A 22,171-nucleotide genomic window follows, 5' to 3' on the forward strand; every position below is an offset into this window, starting at 1 on the left:
GGGACCATTAAGTACGCGCACTCTCACTCGACGAGAAGACGAAATGCAGCCAATATCGGTGTCCCGTCACGCCGTCCGTGGTGAAGGCCCGCCGCGCGTTCTGACGCCGAGGTCAAGCGCCGATGTTGCGGGCGAACCCGACCAGCCCGGCCCAACTGGTGGGGGAGAGGAGGAGCACGGGGCCGTGGGGGGCCTTGCTGTCGCGGACGGGAACGACGCCGGGGAAGCCGTCCGCGACCTCGACGCAGTTACCGTCTCCCCCGTTGCTGTAGCTGCTCTTGCGCCACACAGCGGCACTCATATCGGGGGTGTTCATGAGGTGCTGCCCTCCATGAGGTCTCTGATGAAGTCCAACGAAGGCTGACGGCGAAAGAGCCGAGTCCCTCAGCTGATCGTATGACAGCCGGTACAGCCCGACTTCTTCCGGATCTTCGACCAGCTCACCCGACTTGTTGCCTTCCAGGTAGACAACGCCTGTTCCGTCTCCCTGCCAGAGCAGCGACAGGGAGCCTCCCATGAGGTCGTGCACCCCGGCGGAGAAGGGAAGCACCTGGATCACAATATTCGGTTGCCCGGCTGATTCGACGAGGTGCGAGAGCTGCGCCGTCCAGACCTTCGGATCGGCGGTAGGGCGCCTCAGCACTGACTCGTTGAGGATGACACGCATGCTCGGGGGAGGGCTTCCTCGTAGCAGCTGCTGACGACCGATACGAGCGGCTACTTGTGCTTCCACCTCGTCCTGTGTCCCGGGGTTTGGAGCGGAGGAGAGGACCACGCGGGCGTAGTCCTCGGTCTGGAGCAGGCCCGGCATCACTTCGGCACGACGAGCGCACCGTTCAGCCCGAACTCCGACGGCGCGGATCTCGTCCCCGGCTCCGGGTTGCGATGGCCGCCGTGCGAGTGCGGCGGCCCGAAGTGCCCGGACTCCGCTCCGGACGAGGTCTGCCCGCCGGACTGAGCACGTGACCGCTCCGGGCCCAACCCGCCTGTCGACCCGTCACGCGGGCCAGGCCGCGACGACGTCCCGTGGTTCCCAGACGAGACCCACGGAATCGGCCCCGGCGATGTCCGTCGTGCCGCTGAGGGTGGCGACGACCAGTCCGCCCGTACCCGGGGTGAATCCCGGTACCTGGGCCGCGCCGCGCTCCAGGGCGGTGAGGTCGTGGCGGTCGAAGGGGCCCGCCAGCCATTTGACCGAGCCGGCGAAGAACACGGTCTGCGCCACCGGGGCGCGGTCCGCGCCGATCAGGTCGATCTCCGGGCTGAACTGCCGGTTCCACCAGCCACCCACCGCCTCGGTGTCGGGCCACGGGAAGTCACCCGTTACGGCGGCGAGTTCGAGCGATTCGCGGATCAGCGGTTCGACGGCGCGGCCCCGCCAGGCCGCCCAGCGTCGCTGCACCACCCGGAACGCAGCGTCCGGGCGCCCTCGCAGGGCGAGTTGCTCGGCGGTGCGCAGGGCGGCGAGGTACAGACGCAGATTGCTGTCCGCGATGCGATGGAGCGCGGGTTTCCCGGGTTTGGTGGACAGCGGGCTGTCGACCGCGAGCACCTGCTTCTGTTGTGAGAGGCGGCGCAGTATCGGGGAGAGCACGCCGGACGGCAGTACACCGTCCTGGCTGCCGGCCGCGGCCGCGATATTCGCGTGCGTACGCTCCCCGCTGCCGATGGCCTCCAGTACGCGCCGGGACTGGTCGGGCGCGGGGAACTCGGCCATGAGAGCCGACTCCGGGACGCCGAACAGTGGAGAGGCGGGGTCCGCGCACTCGGCCTCGATGAAGTCGAGGGCGGGCATGGAATGGGGCCAGGCGCGGAGGATTCCGGGCAGGCCTCCGGAGACCAGGTGGGCGTCGATGGCATCCGGGGCGTCGAGTCCGAGGTTCTTCCCGGTCTCCGCCGGGTTGAGCGGGCCGAGGGCGAGGTTGTCGGCGCGGCCGTAGAAGGGGCGGTCGTACGCGGTGAGCCGTTCCATCATGTGGAGGTCACTGCCGAGCAGCAGGAGCAGCACGGGCCGCTGGGACAGCAACCGGTCCCACGCGGTCTGGAGAGCGCCGTCGAAGAGCGGGTCCTGCTCGGCGAGCCAGGGGAGTTCGTCGAGTACGACGACACAGGGCGTCGACGGCAGCACTGTCGCGAGCAGCCGCAGCCCGTCGGGCCAGTTCCGGGGAGCGTCCAGTGGGAGAAGTGCCTCATCGTGACGGGCCAGCCCCGATTCGCGGAGTTCGGTGTGGAAGGCGGCGAGGGCCTCCAGCGAAGAGGCGCCCTTGGTGGCGGTGAAGAAGAGATAGGGCAGTCCCGCCCGGTCGCAGAACTCCTGAACCAGTCGCGACTTGCCGACCTGCCGCCGTCCCCGGATGGCGACGGCACTACCGGATCCGGTCGCGTGGGTACGGTCGAGACGTTTGCGCAGCACATTCAGTTCGGTGCTGCGGCCTACGAAGGTACCGGCGGCCATTTTTCTCCCGTGCTCCCGCTGAGCATCTATGTAGATCTCATCTACGTAGATTGATTCTACCCGAATGTTCGGATGTCTGGAGTCCTTGCGGAGCCAGTAGCTGTGGCCTGTGCCGGCCGGCACAGGCCACAGCAGCGGCTGCACGCGCTGGCAGGATGGGACGTATGCCGAACCGACTGGCCCACGAGACCTCCCCCTACCTTCTCCAGCACGCCGACAACCCCGTCGACTGGTGGCCCTGGTCGCCGGAGGCGTTCGAGGAAGCGCGTGAGCGCGATGTGCCGGTGCTGCTGAGTGTGGGATACAGCAGCTGTCACTGGTGCCATGTGATGGCGCACGAGTCGTTTGAGGACGTCACCACCGCCGCGTACATGAACGCCCACTTCGTCAATATCAAGGTCGACCGCGAGGAACGGCCCGATGTCGATGCCGTCTACATGGAGGCCGTGCAGGCCGCCACCGGGCAGGGTGGCTGGCCCATGACGGTGTTTCTGACCGCCGGCGGGGAGCCCTTCTACTTCGGTACGTACTTCCCGCCCGAGCCGCGCCACGGCATGGCCTCCTTCATGCAGGTCCTGGAGGGTGTCGACGCCGCGTGGACCGGGCGGCGCGAGGAGGTCGCCGAGGTCGCCGGGCGGATCGTGCGGGAGCTGGCCGGGCGGTCGCTCGCGCATGGCGGGGACGGGGTGCCCGGTGAGGAGGAGCTGGCGCAGGCGCTGCTGGGGCTGACCCGGGAGTACGACGCGAAGTGGGGCGGGTTCGGCGGGGCGCCCAAGTTCCCGCAGTCGATGGTGGTGGAGTTCCTGCTGCGCCACCACGCCCGTACCGGCGCGGAGGGCGCGCTCCAGATGGCCGCCGACACGTGCGAGGCGATGGCCCGGGGCGGGATCTACGACCAGCTCGGCGGCGGGTTCGCGCGGTACTCCGTGGACCGCGAGTGGGTGGTACCGCACTTCGAGAAGATGCTGTACGACAACGCGCTTCTGTGCCGCGTGTACGCGCACCTGTGGCGGGCCACCGGATCCGATCTGGCCCGGCGCGTGGCGTTGGAGACCGCCGACTTCATGGTGCGTGAACTGCGCACCGTCGAGGGCGGGTTCGCCTCCGCGCTGGACGCCGACAGCGACGACGGCTCGGGGAAGCATGTCGAGGGCGCGTTCTACGTATGGACGCCGGACCAGCTGCGCGAGGTGCTGGGGGAGTCCGACGCCGCGTTCGCCGCCCAGTACTTCGGGGTGACGGACGAGGGGACCTTCGAAGAGGGCGCGTCCGTGCTCCAACTCCCGCAGGGCGGCGGGGTGGTGGACGCCGGGCGGATCGCTTCCGTACGGCAGCGGCTGCTGGCGGCGCGTGACCTGCGGCCGAGGCCGGGGCGGGACGACAAGGTCGTGGCCGCCTGGAACGGGCTCGCGATCGCCGCGCTCGCCGAGACCGGCGCGTACTTCGACCGCCCCGATCTGGTGGAGCGGGCCACCGAGGCCGCCGATCTGCTGGTGCGGCTGCATCTGGACGACGCGGCGCGCCTCGCCCGTACTTCGAAGGACGGGCGCACCGGTGCCAACGCCGGGGTGCTGGAGGACTACGGCGATGTCGCGGAGGGATTCCTCGCGCTCGCCGCCGTCACCGGGGAGGGCGCGTGGCTGGAGTTCGCCGGGTTCCTGCTGGACATCGTGCTCGACCAGTTCGTGGGGGAGAGCGGGACGCTGTTCGACACCGCCCACGACGCCGAACAGCTGATCCGCAGGCCCCAGGACCCGACGGACAACGCCACCCCGTCCGGCTGGACGGCCGCAGCCGGGGCGCTGCTCTCGTACGCCGCCCACACCGGTTCCGAGGCTCATCGCACGGCGGCCGAAGGGGCGTTGGGCGTGGTGAAGGCGCTGGGGCCGAGGGCGCCGCGCTTCGTCGGCTGGGGGCTCGCGGTCGCCGAGGCGCTGCTGGACGGGCCGCGCGAGGTCGCCGTCGTCGGGCCCGAGGGCGATGAGCGTACGGCCCGGCTGCACCGTACGGCGTTGCTGGGCACCGCCCCCGGCGCGGTGGTCGCGACCGGTGCGGCCGGCGGCGGTGAATTCCCCTTGCTGGCAGACCGTCCGCTGGTGGACGGGCAGGCTGCCGCCTATGTCTGCCGACGGTTCGTCTGTGCCGCGCCGACGACCGAAGCTGACGTCCTCGGAAGCGAGTTGGGTGTCTTCCGGGTCGACGCGGACGATTTCTGATCGGTAACGAATCGGACTGAAACGCGGTATTCACCTGATCGTCCCCCCGAGTGTCACAGGTTCCCCTTATTGTCTTCACAAGAGTCACAGCAGGTACGCACGTGGGACCTGTGTGTGAGGGGGATGACGGGGCGTCGGCGGCCAGGGGGGCCTGGCCTGCCGCTGAGCGCCCCGGGCCAAGGGGGGCCGTGTGGTCATGTCCGTGTTCATCGCTGCCGTTTCACTGGCGCTTTTCTGGATGGCCGCGTTCACGCTGTGGTGGCAGATGCACGCCTGGCGTACACCCGAAACGCTGGCCGCGACCAGATTCGACCAGCCTGACGGCGGAAGAGAAGGTTCGTTCTCGCTGCTCCTGCCCGCCCGGCACGAACAGGCGGTGCTGGAGCACACCATCGAGCGGTTACTGGAATCCAGTCACGCCGCGTTCGAGATCATCGTCATCGTCGGGCACGACGACCCGGAGACGGCCGCGGTCGCCGAGCGGGCCGCCGCCCGCGATCCGGCACGGGTCAGGGTCGTCGTCGACACTCACGAGGCGAAGAACAAACCCAAGGCGCTGAACACCGCGCTGCCGCACTGCACCGGCGAGATCGTCGGGGTCTTCGACGCCGAGGACCAGGTCCACCCCGCGCTGCTGACCCATGTCGACCACGCCTTCCGCTCCACCGGCGCCGATGTCGTCCAGGGCGGCGTCCAGCTGATCAACTTCCACTCCAGCTGGTACAGCCTGCGCAACTGCCTGGAGTACTTCTTCTGGTTCCGCAGCCGGCTCCACCTGCACGCCGAGAAGGGCTTCATACCGCTCGGCGGCAACACCGTCTTCGTACGGACCGAAGTGCTGCGCGAGGCCGGCGGCTGGGACCAGAACTGCCTGGCCGAGGACTGCGATCTGGGCGTACGGCTCTCCAGTACCGGCAAGAAGGTCGTCGTCGCGTACGACTCCGACATGGTGACCCGCGAGGAGACCCCGGGCTCGCTGATGTCGCTGTTCAAGCAGCGCACCCGCTGGAACCAGGGTTTCCTTCAGGTCTACCGGAAGAAGGACTGGCGCCAACTGCCCACCCACGGACAGCGGATGCTCGCGCGCTACACCCTGATGACACCGTTCTTCCAGGCGTTCACCGGGCTGGTCATCCCGCTCAACGTGGGGGTCGCGCTGTTCCTCGACGTGCCGGTGACGGTCGCGTTCATCACCTTCCTGCCACTGGTCACCGCGATGGTCACCTTCGTCTTCGAGATCGTCGGGCTCCATGACTTCGGCAGGCAGTACGGGCTCCGGGTCCGCCTCACGCACTACCTGAAGCTCATCGTCGGTGGCCCCTTCTACCAGATGCTGCTGGCCGGTGCGGCGGTCCGCGCGGTCTGGCGCGAGCAACGGGGGCGCGGTGACTGGGAGCTGACCAGTCATGTCGGCGCGCATCTCGTGCGAGAGGGTGCGCATTCCATACGAGAGGACGTGCACGCATGACGTCCACGCTCCCTGCGGAGACCACGGAGACGATCAGGCCGGCCCAGGTCGCCGTTCCCGCGCCGCGAAGACTCATACCGAGCGGCAGCGGCCGGCCGGTCATGTTCCAGCGGCCGGTGATACGTTTCCGGCGCTCACGCTCCGACCTGCTGCTGTGCGGTGTGCTCCTCGTCGCGATCCTGCTCGTCCAGGGCTGGAACATCCAGCACTACCCGTCGCTCAGCGACGACGAGGGCACCTATCTCGCCCAGGCCTGGGCGGTCCGCGAGGGCAAGGGCCTGGCCCACTACACCTACTGGTACGACCACCCTCCGCTCGGCTGGCTACAGATCGCCTTTCTGACCTGGCTGCCGTCGCTCATCTCGCCCGAGTCGATGACGGTCGCCCCGATGCGGTTCGCGATGCTGCTGGTCAGCGCGGCCAGCGCGGTGCTCCTCTACGTACTGGCCCGGCGGCTGTGGCTGCCGCGCTGGGCGGCCGGCCTGGCCATGGTCCTCTTCGGACTGTCCCCCCTGTCCGTCGTGCTCCAGCGCGAGATCTTCCTCGACAACATCGCCGTGATGTGGATGCTGCTCGCGTTCTGCCTGGCGGCCTCGCCCAGCCGCCACCTCTGGCACCACTTCGCGGCCGGACTCGCCGCCGCCGTCGGGGTGCTCACCAAGGAGACGATGCTGGTCGTCCTGCCCGCCCTGCTGCTGACGCTGTGGCGGCACAGCCATCGCGACACCCGCAAATTCGCGGTGACCGGAGCGATCACCGCCTGTGTGCTGCTCGGGCTCTCCTACCCGCTGTTCGCCCTGCTCAAGGGCGAGTTGCTGCCGGGTGACGGACACGTCTCGCTCTGGGACGGCATCACGTACCAGATGAGCAGGCCCGGTTCCGGTTTCGTGCTCGACCCGGGCAGCGGTTCGTACGGTGTGCTCCAGTCCTGGCTGTACTACGACCGGGTGCTGCCCCTGGGCGGTATCGCGGGCGGGATCCTGCTGGCGGTGACCTTCCGCTGGTCGGTCACGGCGCGGGCGCTGGCGGGCCCGGCGCTGGTCGTGGTGATCCTCACCGCCGTCGCGCTGCGCCCGTCCGGCTATCTGCCCGCGATGTACGTGCTCCAGGGGCTGCCGTTCCTGGCGCTGGTGCTGGCGGGCGGCGCGGCCAGCGTCACCCATGCCGTCCTGCGCCGACGGCGGAACGCCTCGGGGGAGAGCCGGAAGCTGACGGCCCTGCGGTGGACGGCGCTGGCGCTGCTGGCGGCGACCTCCCTCGCGTATGTGGCGCCGCGTTGGTACGACGGCAACCGCACCGCGCTGACCGCCGACGCCAACGCCCCCTACCGGGCAGCCGCTTCCTGGATGGCGACGAAGGTGCCGGACCCGGCGACGTCCCGTGTGCTGGTCGATGACGCGCTGTGGCTGGACCTGGTGCACGCCGGGTACGAACCGGGCCTGGGCGCGATCTGGTTCTACAAGGCCGACCTCGACCCGGCCGTGACGAAGACGATGCCGGGCGGCTGGCGTGACCTGGACTATGTGGTCGCCTCCCCGACCGTACGGCGCGACGCGCGGAACCTGCCCAATGTGCGGGACGCGCTCAACCATTCGACCCCTGTGGCTGTCTTCGGTGACGGTGAGGATCGGATCGAGATCAGGCAGATCGTGGGAACCGTGGGAGCCGAGCGAAGTGTGGGAGCCGAGCGGGTTGTCGGAGCCGAGCGAGTCGTGGGAGGCGAGCGATGAGCGTTCCTCCCGCTCCGGGGACGGGGGACCCGGGCAGGCCCGGACGGACGGGCCACTCGTCCGGACCCGTCGGTGGGGTTCTCGGCGACGCCCGGCTGGAAGCGACAGCCGTCGCCGAGCCGGGAGCCGTCACCGTCATCATCCCGACCTTCAACGAATCAGCGAACGTGGTCGAGTTGCTGCGCCAGCTGACCGACGCCGTACCGGCCAGGCTGCCCTGCGAGGTGCTCTTCGTCGACGACTCGACGGACGACACCCCCGAGGTGATCAGGGCCGCCGCGCAGGACTGCCCCTTCCCGGTCGGCGTGATCCACCGGGAGACCCCGGAGGGCGGCCTCGGCGGCGCCGTGGTCGAAGGGCTCAAGGCGGCGGGCTCCGACTGGATCGTCGTCATGGACGCCGATCTCCAGCATCCGCCCGCCCTCATCCCCGACCTGGTCGCGGCCGGTGAGCGCGGATCCGCGGACCTCGTCGTCGCCAGCCGCTACACCGAGGGCGGCAGCCGGGCCGGTCTGGCGGGCGGCTACCGCGTCGCCGTGTCGCGCGCCGCGACCTGGCTGACCAAGGGGATCTTCCCGGGCAGGCTGCGCGGGATCAGCGACCCGATGAGCGGCTTCTTCGCGATCCGGCGCTCCGCCGTCACCGCGGAGGCACTGCGTCCGCTCGGCTACAAGATCCTGCTGGAACTGGCCGTACGGTGCCGGCCCGAGCAGCCGGCCGAGGTGCCGTTCGTCTTCCGCGACCGGTTCGCGGGCGAGTCCAAGTCGACGGCGAAGGAAGGGCTGCGGTTCCTGCGGCATCTGGTCGAGCTGCGGACGGCCTCGCCGGTCGCCCGGATGATCGCCTTCGGGCTGATCGGGCTCACCGGCTTCGTACCGAATCTGCTCGCGCTGTACGGCCTGACGGCGGCCGGGACGCACTACCTGGCGGCGGAGGTGGTGGCCAACCAGTTCGGTGTGCTGTGGAACTTCCTGCTGATCGAGGTGCTGCTCTTCCGCAGCAGACGGGCGCACCGGCACTGGGCGGACCGGGTGGGCCGGTTCGCGCTGCTCGCCAACGCCGATCTGCTGCTGCGGATACCGCTGATCGCGCTGTTCGTGACCGAGTTCGGAATGGGCGTGCTGCCGGCGACGGCGACGGCGCTGCTGGCGACGTTCGTGCTGCGGTTCGCGGGGACGGAGGCGCTGGTGTACCTGCCGAAGAGGGAGCGGGGGAAGGGGAGTTCGGGGCGCACCGGGCGTACGGGCAGTCGCGGGACCGGGAACGACCGCGTCGAGAGTGAGGCGGGCCGGTGAGAGCGCTCCGTACGTCACACCGCCGTACCACCGCCCTCGCCGCCGTCACCGCGCTCACCGGGGCGCTGCTGCTCGGCGCGCCGCAGCCCGCCTCCGCCGGGGCGAACCTCGTCAAGAACCCCGGGTTCGAGACGGCGGGCGCGGGAGGAGCACCGGGGGAGATGCCGTACTGCTGGGAGCGGTCCGGCTGGGGCGACAACGACGCCACGTTCAGCACCGTCGGCGCCCCCGAGGCCCACTCCGGCACCAAGGCGCTCAAGGTCGAGCTGACCCGCCGCGCCGACGGTGACCGCAAGGCGCTGATCACGGAGTCCGCCGAGTGCGCGCCCGCCGTGTCGGCCGAGCGGCAGTACGACCTGTCCCTCTGGTACAAGTCCACGACCCCCGACGCGGCGATCACACTCTTCCGCCATGACACGACGGCGGGCTGGCAGTACTGGACGGACCTCAAAACCCTTGAGCTGAGCGCCGGTTACCGGCGGGCCGAGGTCCGTACGCCCGTCGTCCCGCCCGGCACCGACCGGATCACCTGGGGTGTGTCGGTGTACGGCACGGGCAGTGTGACCACCGACGACTATGTGACGGAGGAGGTCGCGCCGCCGCCCGCCGAACCGGAGTGCACGGGCACCCCTCAGGAGTGTGTGGACGGCAGGTGGGAGGTCCTCCCGACGCGGAACCCGGTGCGCTCCATGCACTCGGTGGTGCTCAACAACGGCAAGGTGCTGCTGATCGCGGGCTCCGGCAACGACCCGGAGATGTTCGAGGCCGGTACGTTCACCTCGGCGGTGTACGACCCGCAGGACGGCTCGTACCGTACGGTCCCCACCCCCAAGGACATGTTCTGCTCCGGGCATGTGCAACTGGCCGACGGCCGGGTGCTGGTGATGAGCGGCAACAAGGGCTATCCGTCGGCGGACGGCCGGGTCGGCTACCAGGGCTACAAGGACTCGTACCTCTTCGACCCCGCCACCGAGACGTACCGCAGGACGAACGACATGAACGACGGCCACTGGTACCCGTCGGCCACGATCATGGGCAACGGCGACGTGATGTCGTTCGGCGGGCTGCGCGAGGACTCCACCGGCTCGGTCACCGCCGATCGCTGGTCGGCCGCGCAGGAGAAGTGGCTGCCGATGGGGCAGGTCAACCAGACCTGGTCGTACTGGGGCCTGTACCCGTCGATGATCCTGATGCAGGACGGCCGGCTCTTCTACTCGGGCAGCCATGTCTTCGGCAACGGCACCCCGGGGACGGGCGCGTCGGTCTACGACTACGACGCCAACACCGTCACCGACGTCGCCGGGCTGCGGAACAAGGACGAGCGCGACCAGTCGGCCAGTGTGCTGCTGCCGCCCGCGCAGGACCAGCGGGTACTGACGATCGGCGGCGGCAACATCGACTCCAACCCCGAGGCGAACCGGCTCACCGATCTCATCGACCTCAAGCAGCCGGACCCGGCGTACACACCGGGCCCGCCGCTCCCGCAGGGCACGGTCGACGTCGGCAACGGCCCGCAGCCGCAGACCGGGGCCCAGGGCAAGATGTACGGCTCCGCCGTGCTGCTGCCGGACGGCAAGGTGCTGGAGACGGGCGGCGGGCTGCACAACCGCGCCAACCCGGTCTTCGAAACCTCGCTGTTCGACCCGCTGACCGACACCTTCGACCCGGTGGCGACGGACCCGGAGGCGCGCGGCTACCACTCCTCGGCGTTCCTGCTGCCGGACGGCCGCGTGATGACGACGGGCGACAACCCGGGCAACGGCTCCTGGAACCACAAGGTCTCGCTCTACACCCCGCCCTATCTGCTCAAGGGCGAGCGGCCGAAGATCACTTCACTGATCGACAACCAGTGGCTGTACGGGGACACCCAGCGGATCACGGTCGACCGGCCGATCGCCAAGGCGGAGCTGATCCGGCCGGCCGCGGTGACCCACTCCTCGGACCCCAACCAGCGGTTCGTGGACCTGCCGCTCTCGGTGGACGGGAACAACGTCGATCTGAACGTGACGAGCAACCCGAATCTGGCTCCGCCCGGCTGGTACATGCTGTTCGCCGTGGACGCCCAGGGCGTTCCGTCGGTGGCGGAGTGGGTACACCTGGGCGGCCCGACGACCTCGGCGCGGAAGGCCGGGGAGTCGGCGGTGCCGGGCGGGGAGCCGTCGGTGTCAGCCGGGAAGCCGTCGGCGTCCGCTCACGTGCACGACTTCGCGGGGGAGCTCGCGAAGAGCCCGAAGAAGCCGCAGAAGAAGCGGACTTCGGCGCCGGTGAGCCCGCAGGTCGCGGGCTGCGACCGGCACTACGGGTCGGCGAACGTCTGCGTACCGACGGTCTTCCCGGAGAGTGTGAAGGCGGCGGCGAAGGGCGAGGGGGCGAGGGCAGCGAACTCCGCGACGACCAGGGCGCGTTGCGACTGGCTCGCGACGAACGACTACGGGCGGCTGAAGGTCAACGGACAGGACGACCCGCTCCGGCTGGACCCGGACGGGGACGGGGTGGCGTGCGGCAGGGGGGACGTGCGGCGGGACTGAGGCATCAGGGCGGCGGGACTTGGGTACCCGGGCGGCGGGACTTGGGTACCCGGGCGGCGGGACTTGGGTACCCGGGCGGCGGGACTTGGGTACCCGGGCGGTGGGACTTGGGTACCCGGGCTCGAATTTGCCCGCCAGGCAACGAAGATTGCTGATGTTTTCTCCTGGACCCTGCCTGACTCTGTAGAAGCGAGCTGAGGCTCCGGCCATGCTGTCGGATCAACACCCCGGGAAGGGAGAGCGTCCATGGCTCGTCAGCTGCGCTTCACCGGCACAGACAGCAAGGTCGACGGTTGCCCCGCCCTGCACACGGACGAAGGCACCGGCGAGATCATCGTTCAAGGCAGGCCCGTGACCGACCCCGGAGACCTCGCACAGCTCCAGCACTTCGGTCCGGACGACGCGGCGGTGGCCGTACCGCGCGAACTGCTCGTGAACTGGGGACCGAAGGAGATGGAGCGCGTGCCGGAACTGGTCGACCGGGACACCTTCCGGCGTCTCTTCAAGACCTTCGAGCACACTGCTTGGCGTCTGGAGACGCGGCGCGGCTACGCGTCGGACCGACAGGACCCCGACTTTCAGGAGTTCCTGGCCACCGGTTCATCGCCCTGCGACCCCAACGAGCCCTGGTTCGTCAACATCAAGGCGCAGACGGAAGCGGGCAAGCGCGTCGGCCGCGTCCGCGTGGCCGACATCCCGCCCACCATGGAGCAACTGTTCCTGCTCGGCTACGCCCGGCACAACGCGGCAGTCGGTGAGGACATGCGCTACCTGTGGCGCGAGGACGCCGACAGGGCCACCCTGCCCGCCGAGGATTTCTGGATCTTCGACTCGCGGATCGTCGCCCTGCTGCACTTCGATGACGAAGACAACATGCTCGACATCGAGCTGATCACCGAACCGGCCGAGGTCGTGCGGTACGCCATCATCCGTGACACGGCCATGCAGAACGCCATCCCGTACGACCAGTTCGCGGCGCAGGTGGCCGCGACCGAATAGCGCGCGTGACCGGTGAGCACTGACTATCAGCAGGCACGGGCGGCCTTGGGGGCGCGCCTGCGTGAACTACGGATCACGTGCCCTGGCGGTCGGCTCACCGGTCAGCAGCTCGCCCAGCGGCTCGGCTGGCAGGGCTCCAAGGTCAGCAAGCTGGAGAACGGCAAGCAGACGGCCGCCCCCGAGGACTTGAAGGCATGGGCCGACGCGACCGAGCAGCCGGGCGTGTACCCCGAGCTTGCGGCCCGGCTGGCCGGGTTCGAGTCCCACATCAGGTCATGGCGTCGCGCGCTGGCGAACGGCTTCAAGCCGCTGTACGAGGGGCTGAGCGCGGAGATCGACCGCACCTCACAGATATGGATCTGGAAGAGTCGGTGGTCCCCGGTCTGTTGCAGACTCCCGAGTACGCCCGCCACGTCATTCAGCGCTATGCGGAGTTGCTGGGCGGAGCCAACGACATCGAGGCCGCCGTGCGCTCCCGGGCGCAGCGTCAGGAGTGGCTGTACCGGCCAGGCCGCAAGCTGCACGTGCTGATGGGGGAAGCCGCGTTGCGGTCGCTGATCTGCCCGCCCTCGGTGCTGATCGCCCAGCTCGACCGGCTCAGGGGGATGATCGGCATGGACACGGTCGAGCTCGGCATCATCCCGTTCACAGCATCGGTCAAGATCGTGCCCGCCAATGGCTTCTGGGCCCTTGACGACCGCCTGGTGGTCGCCGAGGACTGGCACGCCGAGATGTGGTTGGACGACGCCGACAACGTCGCCTTGTACTCGAAGGTCTGGCGCACCCTTCGCGAGTCGGCTGTGTACGAGTCCGACGCCCACAACGTCATCAACGCGGCTCGCCGCGCACTGGGCCCTTATCCATGACATGTGGGCGTGCCCGCGTCACAAGACTCCGGGCACGATGCCGACAATGGCAGAGGCGAGGGCTCTGACGGGAACTCCAGTGCCCTGATTGCCTGCGGAAACGCCAATGTTCGGTCACAACATCCCCTCCATGTGTTCCCGATCGGGGTTCAGGGTGCGATCGTGTGCCTGGCGACAGCGTTGGGGGAGCGCCTTGAGCGTCTTGGGGGGAGCGTCGATGTCCGAGGTGTGTGCTGGTTCCGGTCGGCCCGGATCGCGGGGGATGGGTCGGCCGACGGATGAACTGCCGTACGTCGCCGCAGTGTCGGAGGGTTCCCGGTGATCTGCCCGCACTGCGCCCACAGCCTGCTCCAGAGGGAGCGGACCGGTTCCACCTGTTCCAAGTGCCGGCGCAAGTTCGTCTTCGACCCCAAGACCAACTCGCTGGGCCTCCACGATCTGCGGGTCCGCCGGGTCAGCGAGAAGATCACGGACGGGGGCCGGCTGACGGTCACCGTCGGCCAGCTCTGGTTCGCGTTGTCGCGCAGGACGCTCAAGGGGAAAAGCAGGCGCAAGGGTGTCATCGTGATGATGACCGGTGCGCTGTTGTGCGCCGGCGGGCTGGGCGTGGGCATCTCCGGGGGCGAGGAGAACGATGGGCTCGTCCTCCTCGGGATCCCGCTCCTCGTATGCGTCGTCGTCGGCGTGGGCCTCATGCTGAACGGCAGCTCGCGGGGCAGGATCACGTTCCCGCTCAGTGGCTTCCGCTCCACCCTGACGCACCAGTGGCCGGATGTGTACGGCGCGCTCCCGGCCGGGATCGTGGACGGCACCAGGGTCCCCGCCGTAGCCCTGAAGGGCGGTCCGCGCGCCGCGTTGCTCTGTCCGGACGCGGGCGTGCTCGCCTTCCTGGCCGCCAACGAGGTGCCGGAGCGATTCGGTGTCGCCCTCGCCACCGATGTCCGGCGGGTGCCGGACGCGGTGCCCGTCATCGTGCTGCACGACGCCGACGCGAACGGATGCCTGCTGGCCCGGCGGACCCGCGACGCGCTGCCAGGGCGCAAGGTCGTGGACGCCGGGCTGCCGCCGCGCGCCGTGATGAGTGCGCGGGGCGCGGTGCCGGTGCGCGGCCGTCAACCCTCGCGGGAGCTCGTCCGACAGCTGCGCGACTCCGCGACGCTGACCGCCGCCGAGGTGGACTGGCTGGCCAAGGGCTGGTCGTGCCTTCTTGTCGGGGTGCCGCCCGCCAAGCTCCTCGCCGTCGTCACGAAGGCCGCCGAACGCGTCACCGCCGCCGCCGATCCCGACGGGCGCGAGGCCGAGGACGATCGGCGCAAGGCCGAGGCCGTCGGATTCCTCACCTGGCCCGGCGAGGCCGCCCGATGACCACACGCGTCGCGGCCGGCCTCGGTACCCGGCTCCTCGACCGCGCCCTCGTCACCGCCGCCGCGCGAGCAGGCGCGCCCGGCCGGATCCGGTTCACCGAACGCCAGTTGTACTACGAGCTGTGCCGCGTCCTGCGGCGCCCGCTGCACGTAGTCCCACGCGGGATCCCGCTGATGCCCGCCCTGCCCGTACGGTACGAACGGTACGAGGAGGTCTTGCGCCGTCACGGGAACGTGACCGGGCTGCTGGCCGCCGTACCCGAGTCCGGGACGTCCCGACAATCAAGGCACCCCTTGGAGCCCTCGGAGCCCGACCTCTACGACTACGGACTGCCTCGGCTGCTCGTCTGCCAGAGCCGTTCCGTGGCCCGGATGCTCCTCGCGAACGATGTGCATCTGGAGGCCGCCTGCCCTGTGTTCGCCGCCGACGATCTGCCCCTCGATACACGGCTGTTGACCGGGCTCGGGAGGGTGGAGGGCGCCCCCGTGCATGTCCTGCACGACGCGAGCGTGGAAGGCATCGCGCTCACCGCACGGGTGCGGGCCGAAGTCTCGGGCGCGGTCGCAGTCTCGGGTGCCTTCGAAGTCTCCGGCGTACGAGCCACCGCCGGCATACGGGTCACGTCCATGGGCCTCGTACCCCGGCACGCCACCGCCCTGCGCCTGATCTCGCGGCGCGGTCCCGCACGGGATCCCGGCGCCGCAGGCCTCCCCGCCGCGCTCGAACCCCACGAACTCGACTGGCTCGCCCAAGGGCGGTTCGCCGAGGTGGAGTCCGTACCTCCGGACCGTCTGCTGCGTGCCGTCCTGCGCCTGGTGCGTGGCCCGAAAACGCCCGGCCACTCCGCGTGGAGCGGGCTGCGTGACCTGCGCACGGCGGGATTTATGACATGGCCGACGAACTGACCAGTCGATAACAAGGACAAGAGGCGATGAATCGGCCACGCGAAATCTCGTACCGGGATGAACTGCTCGCGGACGGAAGCGTCCACCGCCGATACGAGGACGGGCGCGAGGAGTGGCGCCGGCGGGACGTCGGTCTCCTGGTGAGCTGGCGCGACAACCAGGGCGCTTCGGGCACCGACGAACTCCTCGGCGGGCGGATCATCAAACGGCAGTACGCGAACGGCACCGTGACGTACGGCCGGGACATCGGCTACGGCCGTACGGTCTGGGGCCGGGGAGAAACGGTTCTGGTCAACAGAACGTCGTTCGGCGGGCGCATGGGCGCCCTCCTGGGCGGACTCGGTCTGGCGGCCCTCGCCGTCACGGCGGCCCAGCTCCCGCCGGAGACGCTGAGTCCCGAAGAGGAGGAGGAACTACGGCAGCAGGCGGCTGCGCAGAGTTCCTCCGGCGGAGGCGGCAGCGGTGACGGTGGCGGTGGCGGCAGCAGCGACGCTGGTGGCGCCGGCGACGACTGGGACTCCGACGACGGCTGGAGCTCCGACGACGACGGCGGCTGGAGCGACGACGACTTCGGATGATCCGTACGAGTCCTGACACGAGCTTCGGTACGAATCGTAGAACGAGAGGACGAGGTCACCATGGCGCGCTTCTGTGCCTGCCTGGCGGCGACCCCTGACCGGGCGGCGGACCAGCTCGCCGCGATGGGCGCCACCGTACGCGCCGACGCGCCCGGAATCGGGCTGGTCGAGGCCGAACCGGGCCCCGCCCGCGGCCCGTTCACCGCGTACGGCCGTACCGCCGTGGGCGAGGTCACCCTGCACAACCGGCCCGAACTCCTCGCCGCGCTCGCTCAGTCCGGCGCCCCGGCCCCGCCCGGCTGCCCGGACGGCGAACTGCTGCTGCGCTGCTGGGCGCGGCTCGGCGCCGCCGGGATCCGTGCGGCGGAGGGCATGTTCGCGCTCGCCGTGCACGACGGCGGTGAACTGGTCCTGATCCGCGACCATGTGGGCGCCCGCACCCTGTTCTACGCCCGTGCCGACGGCTGTTGGGCCGCGTCGACCTCGCTGCGGTCGCTGCGCCGCTGGCCGGCGCTCGGTACGGGGCTCGAACTGGCGGCCGTACGTTCCTTCTTGACGTTCGCGTACCTGCCGGGCGAGGAGACGCTGCTGCGCGGTGTACGGGAGGTGCTCCCCGGGCGTTGCCTGCGGCTCTCGGCGGACGGGGCCGTGGCGGAGGAGCCGTACTGGGAGCCCGAGGAGCGAATCGGGGAGCGGGACGCGATGAAGGGCGGGGAGCGCGCCGCCTCGTCCGAGCCGTACGCCCTGCGTCTGCGCGAACTGCTGGAGGAGGCCACGGCGATGCGGCTGCCGGACGCGGAGGCCGTGGGCGTACTGCTCTCCGGCGGCGTCGACAGCTCGCTGGTCACCGCGCTCGCCGCCAAGCTGCACGCCCACCCGGTACACACGTACTCCATCAGCTTCGGCGACGAACTCCCCAACGAACTGGGCTACTCGGGCCTCGTCGCCGCGCACTGCCACACCCGGCACCGGGTGCTCAACGTGTCGGGGGACGCCGTGGCCGCGCGCCTCGCGGAGGCCGCCGGGCTGCTCGACAGCCCCGTCGGCGATCCGCTGACCGTGCCCAACCTGATGCTGGCGGAGGCCGTGGCGGGCGACGGCCTGAACGTCGTACTCAACGGGGAGGGCGGCGACCCGGTGTTCGGCGGCCCGAAGAACCTGCCCATGCTCGTACAGGAGATGCACCGCGACGACGTGCCCGACGTGCCTGACGGAAGCAGGGGATACGACGGAAACAGGGGACGCGGCGGATACGCGGACGACGCGCGCGAGACCGCGTACCTGCGCTCGTACCGTAAGTGCTTCACCGACCTGCCCGACCTGCTCACCGCCGACGCGCTGGACGCCCTGGCCGCAGCGCCGCCCCCGCAGCGGTTCGTCACTCCGTATCTGCGCCCCGAGGCCAGGGACGGCCGGATGAACCATCTGCTCAACCAGCTCCTGCACTGCAACCTCCGGACCAAGGGCGCCCACCACATCCTCACCAAGGTCGAACGGCTCACCGCCTCCCAGGGCATCGAGGGCCGCGCCCCGCTGTTCGACCGCCGGGTGGTGGATCACGCCTTCGCCACGCCACCACGCTGGAAGCTGAACGGCGCCGTGGAGAAGTGGGTGCTGAAGGAGGCCGTACGGGACCTGCTGCCCGGCACCGTCGTGGACCGGCCGAAGAGCGGTATGCGGGTGCCGGTGCAGCAGTGGCTCGGTGGGCCGTTGCGGGAGCTGGCCGGCGATCTTCTGCTGGGCAGGGAGGCGCGCGCCCGGGGGCTGTTCCGGGAGGACACCGTGCGCGCGTGGATGCGGCGGGAGGGCACGCTGCTGCCCCGGCAGGGCGGGAAACTGTGGCTCGTGCTCACCCTGGAACTGTGGCTGCGCGCCTACGACGTGAACTGACAGAGCTGTCGGCCGCCTTCGAGGCCGGCCAGGGCGCTGTCGGCCAGGTCGATCAGGTCGTCCCGGCAGCCACGCTCGCCCCAGTAGATCGTCACCTCGCGCAGGGCGGCGAACGCTGCGGCGACGAAGATCCGGAACTCCAGGCCGGCCGGGTCGCGGCCGGTGCGCTCCGCGAGTACGCCGCTGAGCGGTCGCGCCGACACCGACAGTGCCTCGGTCATCCGGGCGCGCACGGCCGGGACTTCGACCAGCAGTTTGGCGCGCAGGACCATCTCGTCACGCTCGGTGGCCAGGGCGTTCCTCAGCGTCTCCACCACGATGAGGCGGAACGACTCCAGCGGAGCTTCCCCGGCCGGCCTCGCCCGCAACAGGCCCGCCAGGAGCGGGTCGTACTCGTCGGTGACGACCATGTCTTCCTTGGCCGGGAAGTAGCGGAAGACGGTAGAGGGGGAGACCTCCGCGGCCTCCGCGATCTGCTCGACGGTGGTCGCCTCGTACCCCTGCTCGGAGATGAGCCGGTACGCGGCGCCGCGGATCGCGATCCGGGTCTTGAGCTTCTTGCGCTCGCGCAGCCCCAGTTGGGCCGGCTGCTCATCGGAACGGATACGTGAGGTGGCGGCCATGGTCGCCATTGTCGGGCATCGGTCGGCATCGGTCGGCATCGGCGAGCATCGGTGGGCGCCTTGTGGCGCAGCGGTCGCTGGTCGCTGGTCGCTGTACGTCAGGAGTGCTGATAGGCGACGAGGGAGATGCCGACGAAGTGCACGACGAACGCGGCCAGGGTGAAGGAGTGGAACACCTCGTGGAAGCCGAACCACCGCGGTGACGGGTTGGGGCGCTTGAGCCCGTAGATCACGCCGCCGGCGCTGTAGAGGAGTCCGCCGACGATCACCAGGACGAGTACGGCGATCCCGCCGGCGCGCAGGAATTCGGGCAGGAAGAAGACGGCGGCCCAGCCCATCGCGATGTAACAGGGGGTGTAGAGCCAGCGTGGTGCGCCGACCCAGAAGACCCGGAAGGCGATACCGGCGATGGCGGCGGCCCATACCGCCCAGAGCAGCGTCCGGCCGCTCGATTCGGGCAGCAGCAGCATGGTCAGCGGGGTGTAGGTGCCCGCGATGATCAGGAAGATGTTGGCGTGGTCGAGGCGGCGCAGTACGGCTTCGCCGCGCGGACCCCAGGTGCCGCGGTGGTAGACCGCGCTGACTCCGAAGAGCAGGCAGGCCGTCAGGACGTAGATCCCGCACGCGACGCGGGCGCGGGTGGAATCGGTCAGGACGATCAGTGCCAGTCCCGCTATCAGTACGGCGGGGAACATCCCCGCGTGCAACCAGCCGCGCAGCTTCGGCTTGACCGGGCTCGGCAGCTGAATCTCGACGGGGCCCCCTTCGGGCGGCCCGGACTGCTGGGGGTTCGCGAGCGGGTCGTCGGACGCGGCAGGAGTCATGGGTTCATGCTACCTACGCCTGCGTAGGTAGGCGGTCGGGCGCGGACAAGTCAGGTCGGCGGCCGGGCAGGAGGTGCGGGCGCCGACCTGCCACTTGCCGCCACCCGCCGACCTTCACCGCCACTCGCCGACCTTCACCGCCACTCGTCGCCCCCGCCCCCGCCGCTCGCCGCCCCTCTACGCCGCCACTTGCTGTCACTCGCCGTCACTCACCGTGGTGAACCGCCGTGCGCTGTCGCGTGAATGGCGGGGAGGTGCCGGCCGGATGTCTCAGGCGTGCCGCATGCATGGCGCATGAGTGGCGATGCTCACGTGTGAGGCCCTCTGGACATATGGGCGGATGAGTCGGATGATCAAATGAGTGCGGTCGGCACCGGATGAGCAGCTACGTAGTGTCCGGGTCGCAGCCCCCAAGGGGCATATCACCTCAAATCCCTCACCAAGGAGCAATCGTGGCGCGCGACATCGCGGCTCCCACCACCGTCCCCACCGACCACCAGGAACTGATCTCCTGGGTCGACGAGATCGCAGAAATCACGCAGCCGGACAGGGTCGTCTGGTGCGACGGATCCGAGAGTGAGTACGAGCGCCTGTGCGGGGAGCTCGTCGCCAAGGGCACGTTCAAGAAACTGGACCCCATCAAGCGGCCGAACTCGTACTACGCCGCCTCCGACCCGAGCGATGTGGCGCGCGTCGAGGACCGTACGTTCATCTGCTCCGAGAAGGAGGAGGACGCGGGCCCGACGAACCACTGGAAGGCTCCGGCGGAGATGCGGGAGATCTTCACGGGCGACGGCTCCAAGGGTGACAAGGGTGTCTTCCGGGGATCGATGCGGGGCCGGACGATGTACGTCGTGCCGTTCTGTATGGGCCCGCTCGGCTCGCCGCTGTCCGCGATCGGTGTCGAGATCACCGACTCCGCGTACGTCGCGGCCTCCATGCGCACGATGACCCGGATGGGACAGCCCGTCCTGGACGAGCTGGGTTCCGACGGCTTCTTCGTCAAGGCCGTCCACACGCTGGGCGCGCCGCTCGCGGAGGGCGAGGCCGATGTGCCGTGGCCCTGCAACACCACCAAGTACATCTCGCACTTCCCCGAGTCGCGCGAGATCTGGTCGTACGGTTCCGGCTACGGCGGCAACGCCCTGCTGGGCAAGAAGTGCTACGCGCTGCGCATCGCGTCGGTCATGGCCCGCGACGAGGGCTGGCTCGCCGAGCACATGCTGATCCTCAAACTGACGCCGCCGCAGGGCGAGTCGAAGTACGTCGCGGCGGCCTTCCCGTCCGCGTGCGGCAAGACGAACCTCGCCATGCTGGAGCCCACCATCTCCGGCTGGACCGTGGAGACCATCGGCGACGACATCGCGTGGATGCGCTTCGGCGAGGACGGCCGGCTCTACGCGATCAACCCCGAGGCGGGCTTCTTCGGTGTCGCGCCCGGTACCGGCGAGCACACCAACGCCAACGCCATGAAGACCATGTGGGGCAACTCGGTCTTCACCAACGTCGCGCTCACCGACGACAACGACGTGTGGTGGGAGGGCATGACCGAGGAACTGCCCGCGCACCTCACGGACTGGAAGGGCAACGACTGGACGCCGGAGTCCGCCACCCCGGCCGCCCACCCCAACGCCCGCTTCACCGTCCCGGCCGGTCAGTGCCCGATCATCGCCCCCGAGTGGGAGGACCCCAAGGGCGTGCCGATCTCGGCGATCCTCTTCGGTGGCCGCCGCGCCTCCGCCGTACCGCTGGTCACGGAGTCCTTCGACTGGCAGCACGGCGTCTTCCTCGGCGCCAATGTGGCCTCCGAGAAGACGGCGGCGGCCGAGGGCAAGGTCGGCGAGCTGCGCCGCGACCCGTTCGCCATGCTGCCGTTCTGCGGCTACAACATGGGCGACTACATGGGCCACTGGGTCAAGGTCGGTGCCGACAAGGACCAGTCGAAGCTGCCGAAGATCTACTACGTGAACTGGTTCCGCAAGGACGAGGCGGGCAAGTTCGTGTGGCCGGGCTTCGGTGAGAACGGCCGCGTACTGAAGTGGATCGTGGAGCGCCTGGACGGCAAGGCCGAGGGCGTCGAGACCCCGATCGGCATCCTGCCGACGAAGGAGTCCCTCGACACGAACGGCCTGGCGCTGTCCGGAGCCGAGCTGGACTTCCTGCTCTCGGTCGACAAGGAGGTCTGGCGCGAGGAGGCGGCGCTGGTCCCCGGGCACCTCAACACCTTCGGCGACCACACGCCGAAGGAGCTGTGGGACGAGTACCACGCGCTGGTCGAGCGCCTGGGCTGACCAACTCGTAACTCATCCTGGGACGTGATCAGTTCACGCTGGGACGTGACCAACTCGTCCTGAGGGCGTGACCGGCGGTGTTCGTTCGTCGCCGTACGCCCCAGGCACGTACGACCCGCGCCCCGGAGCCCCCGCATG

General features: G+C 69.7%; 15 protein-coding genes and 1 pseudogene. 12 read left to right on the plus strand and 4 right to left on the minus strand.

Features of this window, described 5'->3' with window-relative positions; genetic code table 11:
* Positions 1–112 precede the first annotated feature (112 nt).
* Positions 113–811: a DUF397 domain-containing protein gene (locus ACIQD6_RS02095; RefSeq protein WP_401878069.1), complete on the minus strand. Its 699-nt coding sequence runs from the start codon at positions 809–811 to the stop codon at positions 113–115.
* 186 nt (positions 812–997) lie between these two features.
* On the minus strand, positions 998–2,455 hold the full coding sequence (locus ACIQD6_RS02100) for an ATP-binding protein (RefSeq protein ID WP_401877094.1): 1,458 nt from the start codon (positions 2,453–2,455) through the stop codon (positions 998–1,000).
* Between the two features lie 164 nt (positions 2,456–2,619).
* Here ACIQD6_RS02100 and ACIQD6_RS02105 point away from each other — a divergent pair, with 164 nt between their 5' ends.
* The 11 genes and pseudogenes from ACIQD6_RS02105 to ACIQD6_RS02155 all read left to right on the plus strand — a co-directional run bounded on the left by ACIQD6_RS02105 (position 2,620) and on the right by ACIQD6_RS02155 (position 18,295).
* Positions 2,620–4,671, plus strand: a complete 2,052-nt coding sequence (locus ACIQD6_RS02105) for a thioredoxin domain-containing protein (protein WP_401877096.1) — start codon at positions 2,620–2,622, stop codon at positions 4,669–4,671.
* A gap of 196 nt (positions 4,672–4,867) precedes the next feature.
* Positions 4,868–6,139, plus strand: coding sequence for a glycosyltransferase (locus ACIQD6_RS02110; protein WP_401877098.1), 1,272 nt, complete (start codon positions 4,868–4,870; stop codon positions 6,137–6,139).
* Positions 6,136–7,869 carry an ArnT family glycosyltransferase gene (locus ACIQD6_RS02115; RefSeq protein WP_401877099.1) on the plus strand — a complete coding sequence of 578 codons (1,734 nt, stop codon included), beginning with the start codon at positions 6,136–6,138 and terminating at the stop codon, positions 7,867–7,869. The genes ACIQD6_RS02110 and ACIQD6_RS02115 overlap by 4 nt, the downstream gene beginning before the upstream one ends.
* Positions 7,866–9,164, plus strand: a complete 1,299-nt coding sequence (locus ACIQD6_RS02120) for a glycosyltransferase (RefSeq protein ID WP_401877101.1) — start codon at positions 7,866–7,868, stop codon at positions 9,162–9,164. Before ACIQD6_RS02115 ends, ACIQD6_RS02120 begins: the two co-directional genes overlap by 4 nt.
* Positions 9,161–11,692: a galactose oxidase-like domain-containing protein gene (locus ACIQD6_RS02125; RefSeq protein WP_401877103.1), complete on the plus strand. Its 2,532-nt coding sequence runs from the start codon at positions 9,161–9,163 to the stop codon at positions 11,690–11,692. Before ACIQD6_RS02120 ends, ACIQD6_RS02125 begins: the two co-directional genes overlap by 4 nt.
* A 246-nt stretch (positions 11,693–11,938) precedes the next feature.
* Entirely contained in the window at positions 11,939–12,691 is a 753-nt protein-coding gene (locus tag ACIQD6_RS02130; RefSeq protein ID WP_401877105.1) for a DUF6879 family protein, read from the plus strand.
* A gap of 12 nt (positions 12,692–12,703) precedes the next feature.
* Positions 12,704–13,557 (plus strand): annotated as a pseudogene (locus tag ACIQD6_RS02135) (helix-turn-helix domain-containing protein).
* 318 nt (positions 13,558–13,875) lie between these two features.
* The gene (locus ACIQD6_RS02140) at positions 13,876–14,922 is read left to right on the plus strand and encodes a hypothetical protein (protein ID WP_401877107.1); all 1,047 of its coding nucleotides are present in this window, start codon (positions 13,876–13,878) and stop codon (positions 14,920–14,922) included.
* Entirely contained in the window at positions 14,919–15,827 is a 909-nt protein-coding gene (locus ACIQD6_RS02145; RefSeq protein ID WP_401877108.1) for a hypothetical protein, read from the plus strand. The genes ACIQD6_RS02140 and ACIQD6_RS02145 overlap by 4 nt, the downstream gene beginning before the upstream one ends.
* Positions 15,828–15,853: 26 nt before the next feature.
* Positions 15,854–16,405 carry a hypothetical protein gene (locus tag ACIQD6_RS02150; RefSeq protein ID WP_401877110.1) on the plus strand — a complete coding sequence of 184 codons (552 nt, stop codon included), beginning with the start codon at positions 15,854–15,856 and terminating at the stop codon, positions 16,403–16,405.
* A 60-nt stretch (positions 16,406–16,465) separates the two neighbouring features.
* Positions 16,466–18,295: an asparagine synthetase B family protein gene (locus ACIQD6_RS02155; protein ID WP_401877111.1), complete on the plus strand. Its 1,830-nt coding sequence runs from the start codon at positions 16,466–16,468 to the stop codon at positions 18,293–18,295.
* Here ACIQD6_RS02155 and ACIQD6_RS02160 read toward each other — a convergent pair.
* Positions 18,280–18,918 (minus strand): TetR/AcrR family transcriptional regulator, encoded by a 639-nt coding sequence (locus ACIQD6_RS02160; RefSeq protein WP_401877113.1) that lies wholly within the window; start codon positions 18,916–18,918, stop codon positions 18,280–18,282. The two genes, ACIQD6_RS02155 and ACIQD6_RS02160, sit on opposite strands and share 16 nt — an antisense overlap.
* Before the next feature lie 98 nt (positions 18,919–19,016).
* On the minus strand, positions 19,017–19,742 hold the full coding sequence (locus ACIQD6_RS02165) for a hemolysin III family protein (protein ID WP_401877115.1): 726 nt from the start codon (positions 19,740–19,742) through the stop codon (positions 19,017–19,019).
* A 452-nt stretch (positions 19,743–20,194) separates the two neighbouring features.
* Here ACIQD6_RS02165 and ACIQD6_RS02170 point away from each other — a divergent pair, with 452 nt between their 5' ends.
* A complete protein-coding gene (locus ACIQD6_RS02170; protein ID WP_401877117.1) occupies positions 20,195–22,033 on the plus strand; it encodes a phosphoenolpyruvate carboxykinase (GTP) in 1,839 nt (612 codons plus the stop codon).
* Positions 22,034–22,171 lie beyond the last annotated feature (138 nt).

Origin of the sequence: Streptomyces sp. NPDC088400 (assembly GCF_044753355.1) — a bacterium.
In the GTDB taxonomy this organism is placed as follows: Bacteria; Actinomycetota; Actinomycetes; order Streptomycetales; family Streptomycetaceae; genus Streptomyces.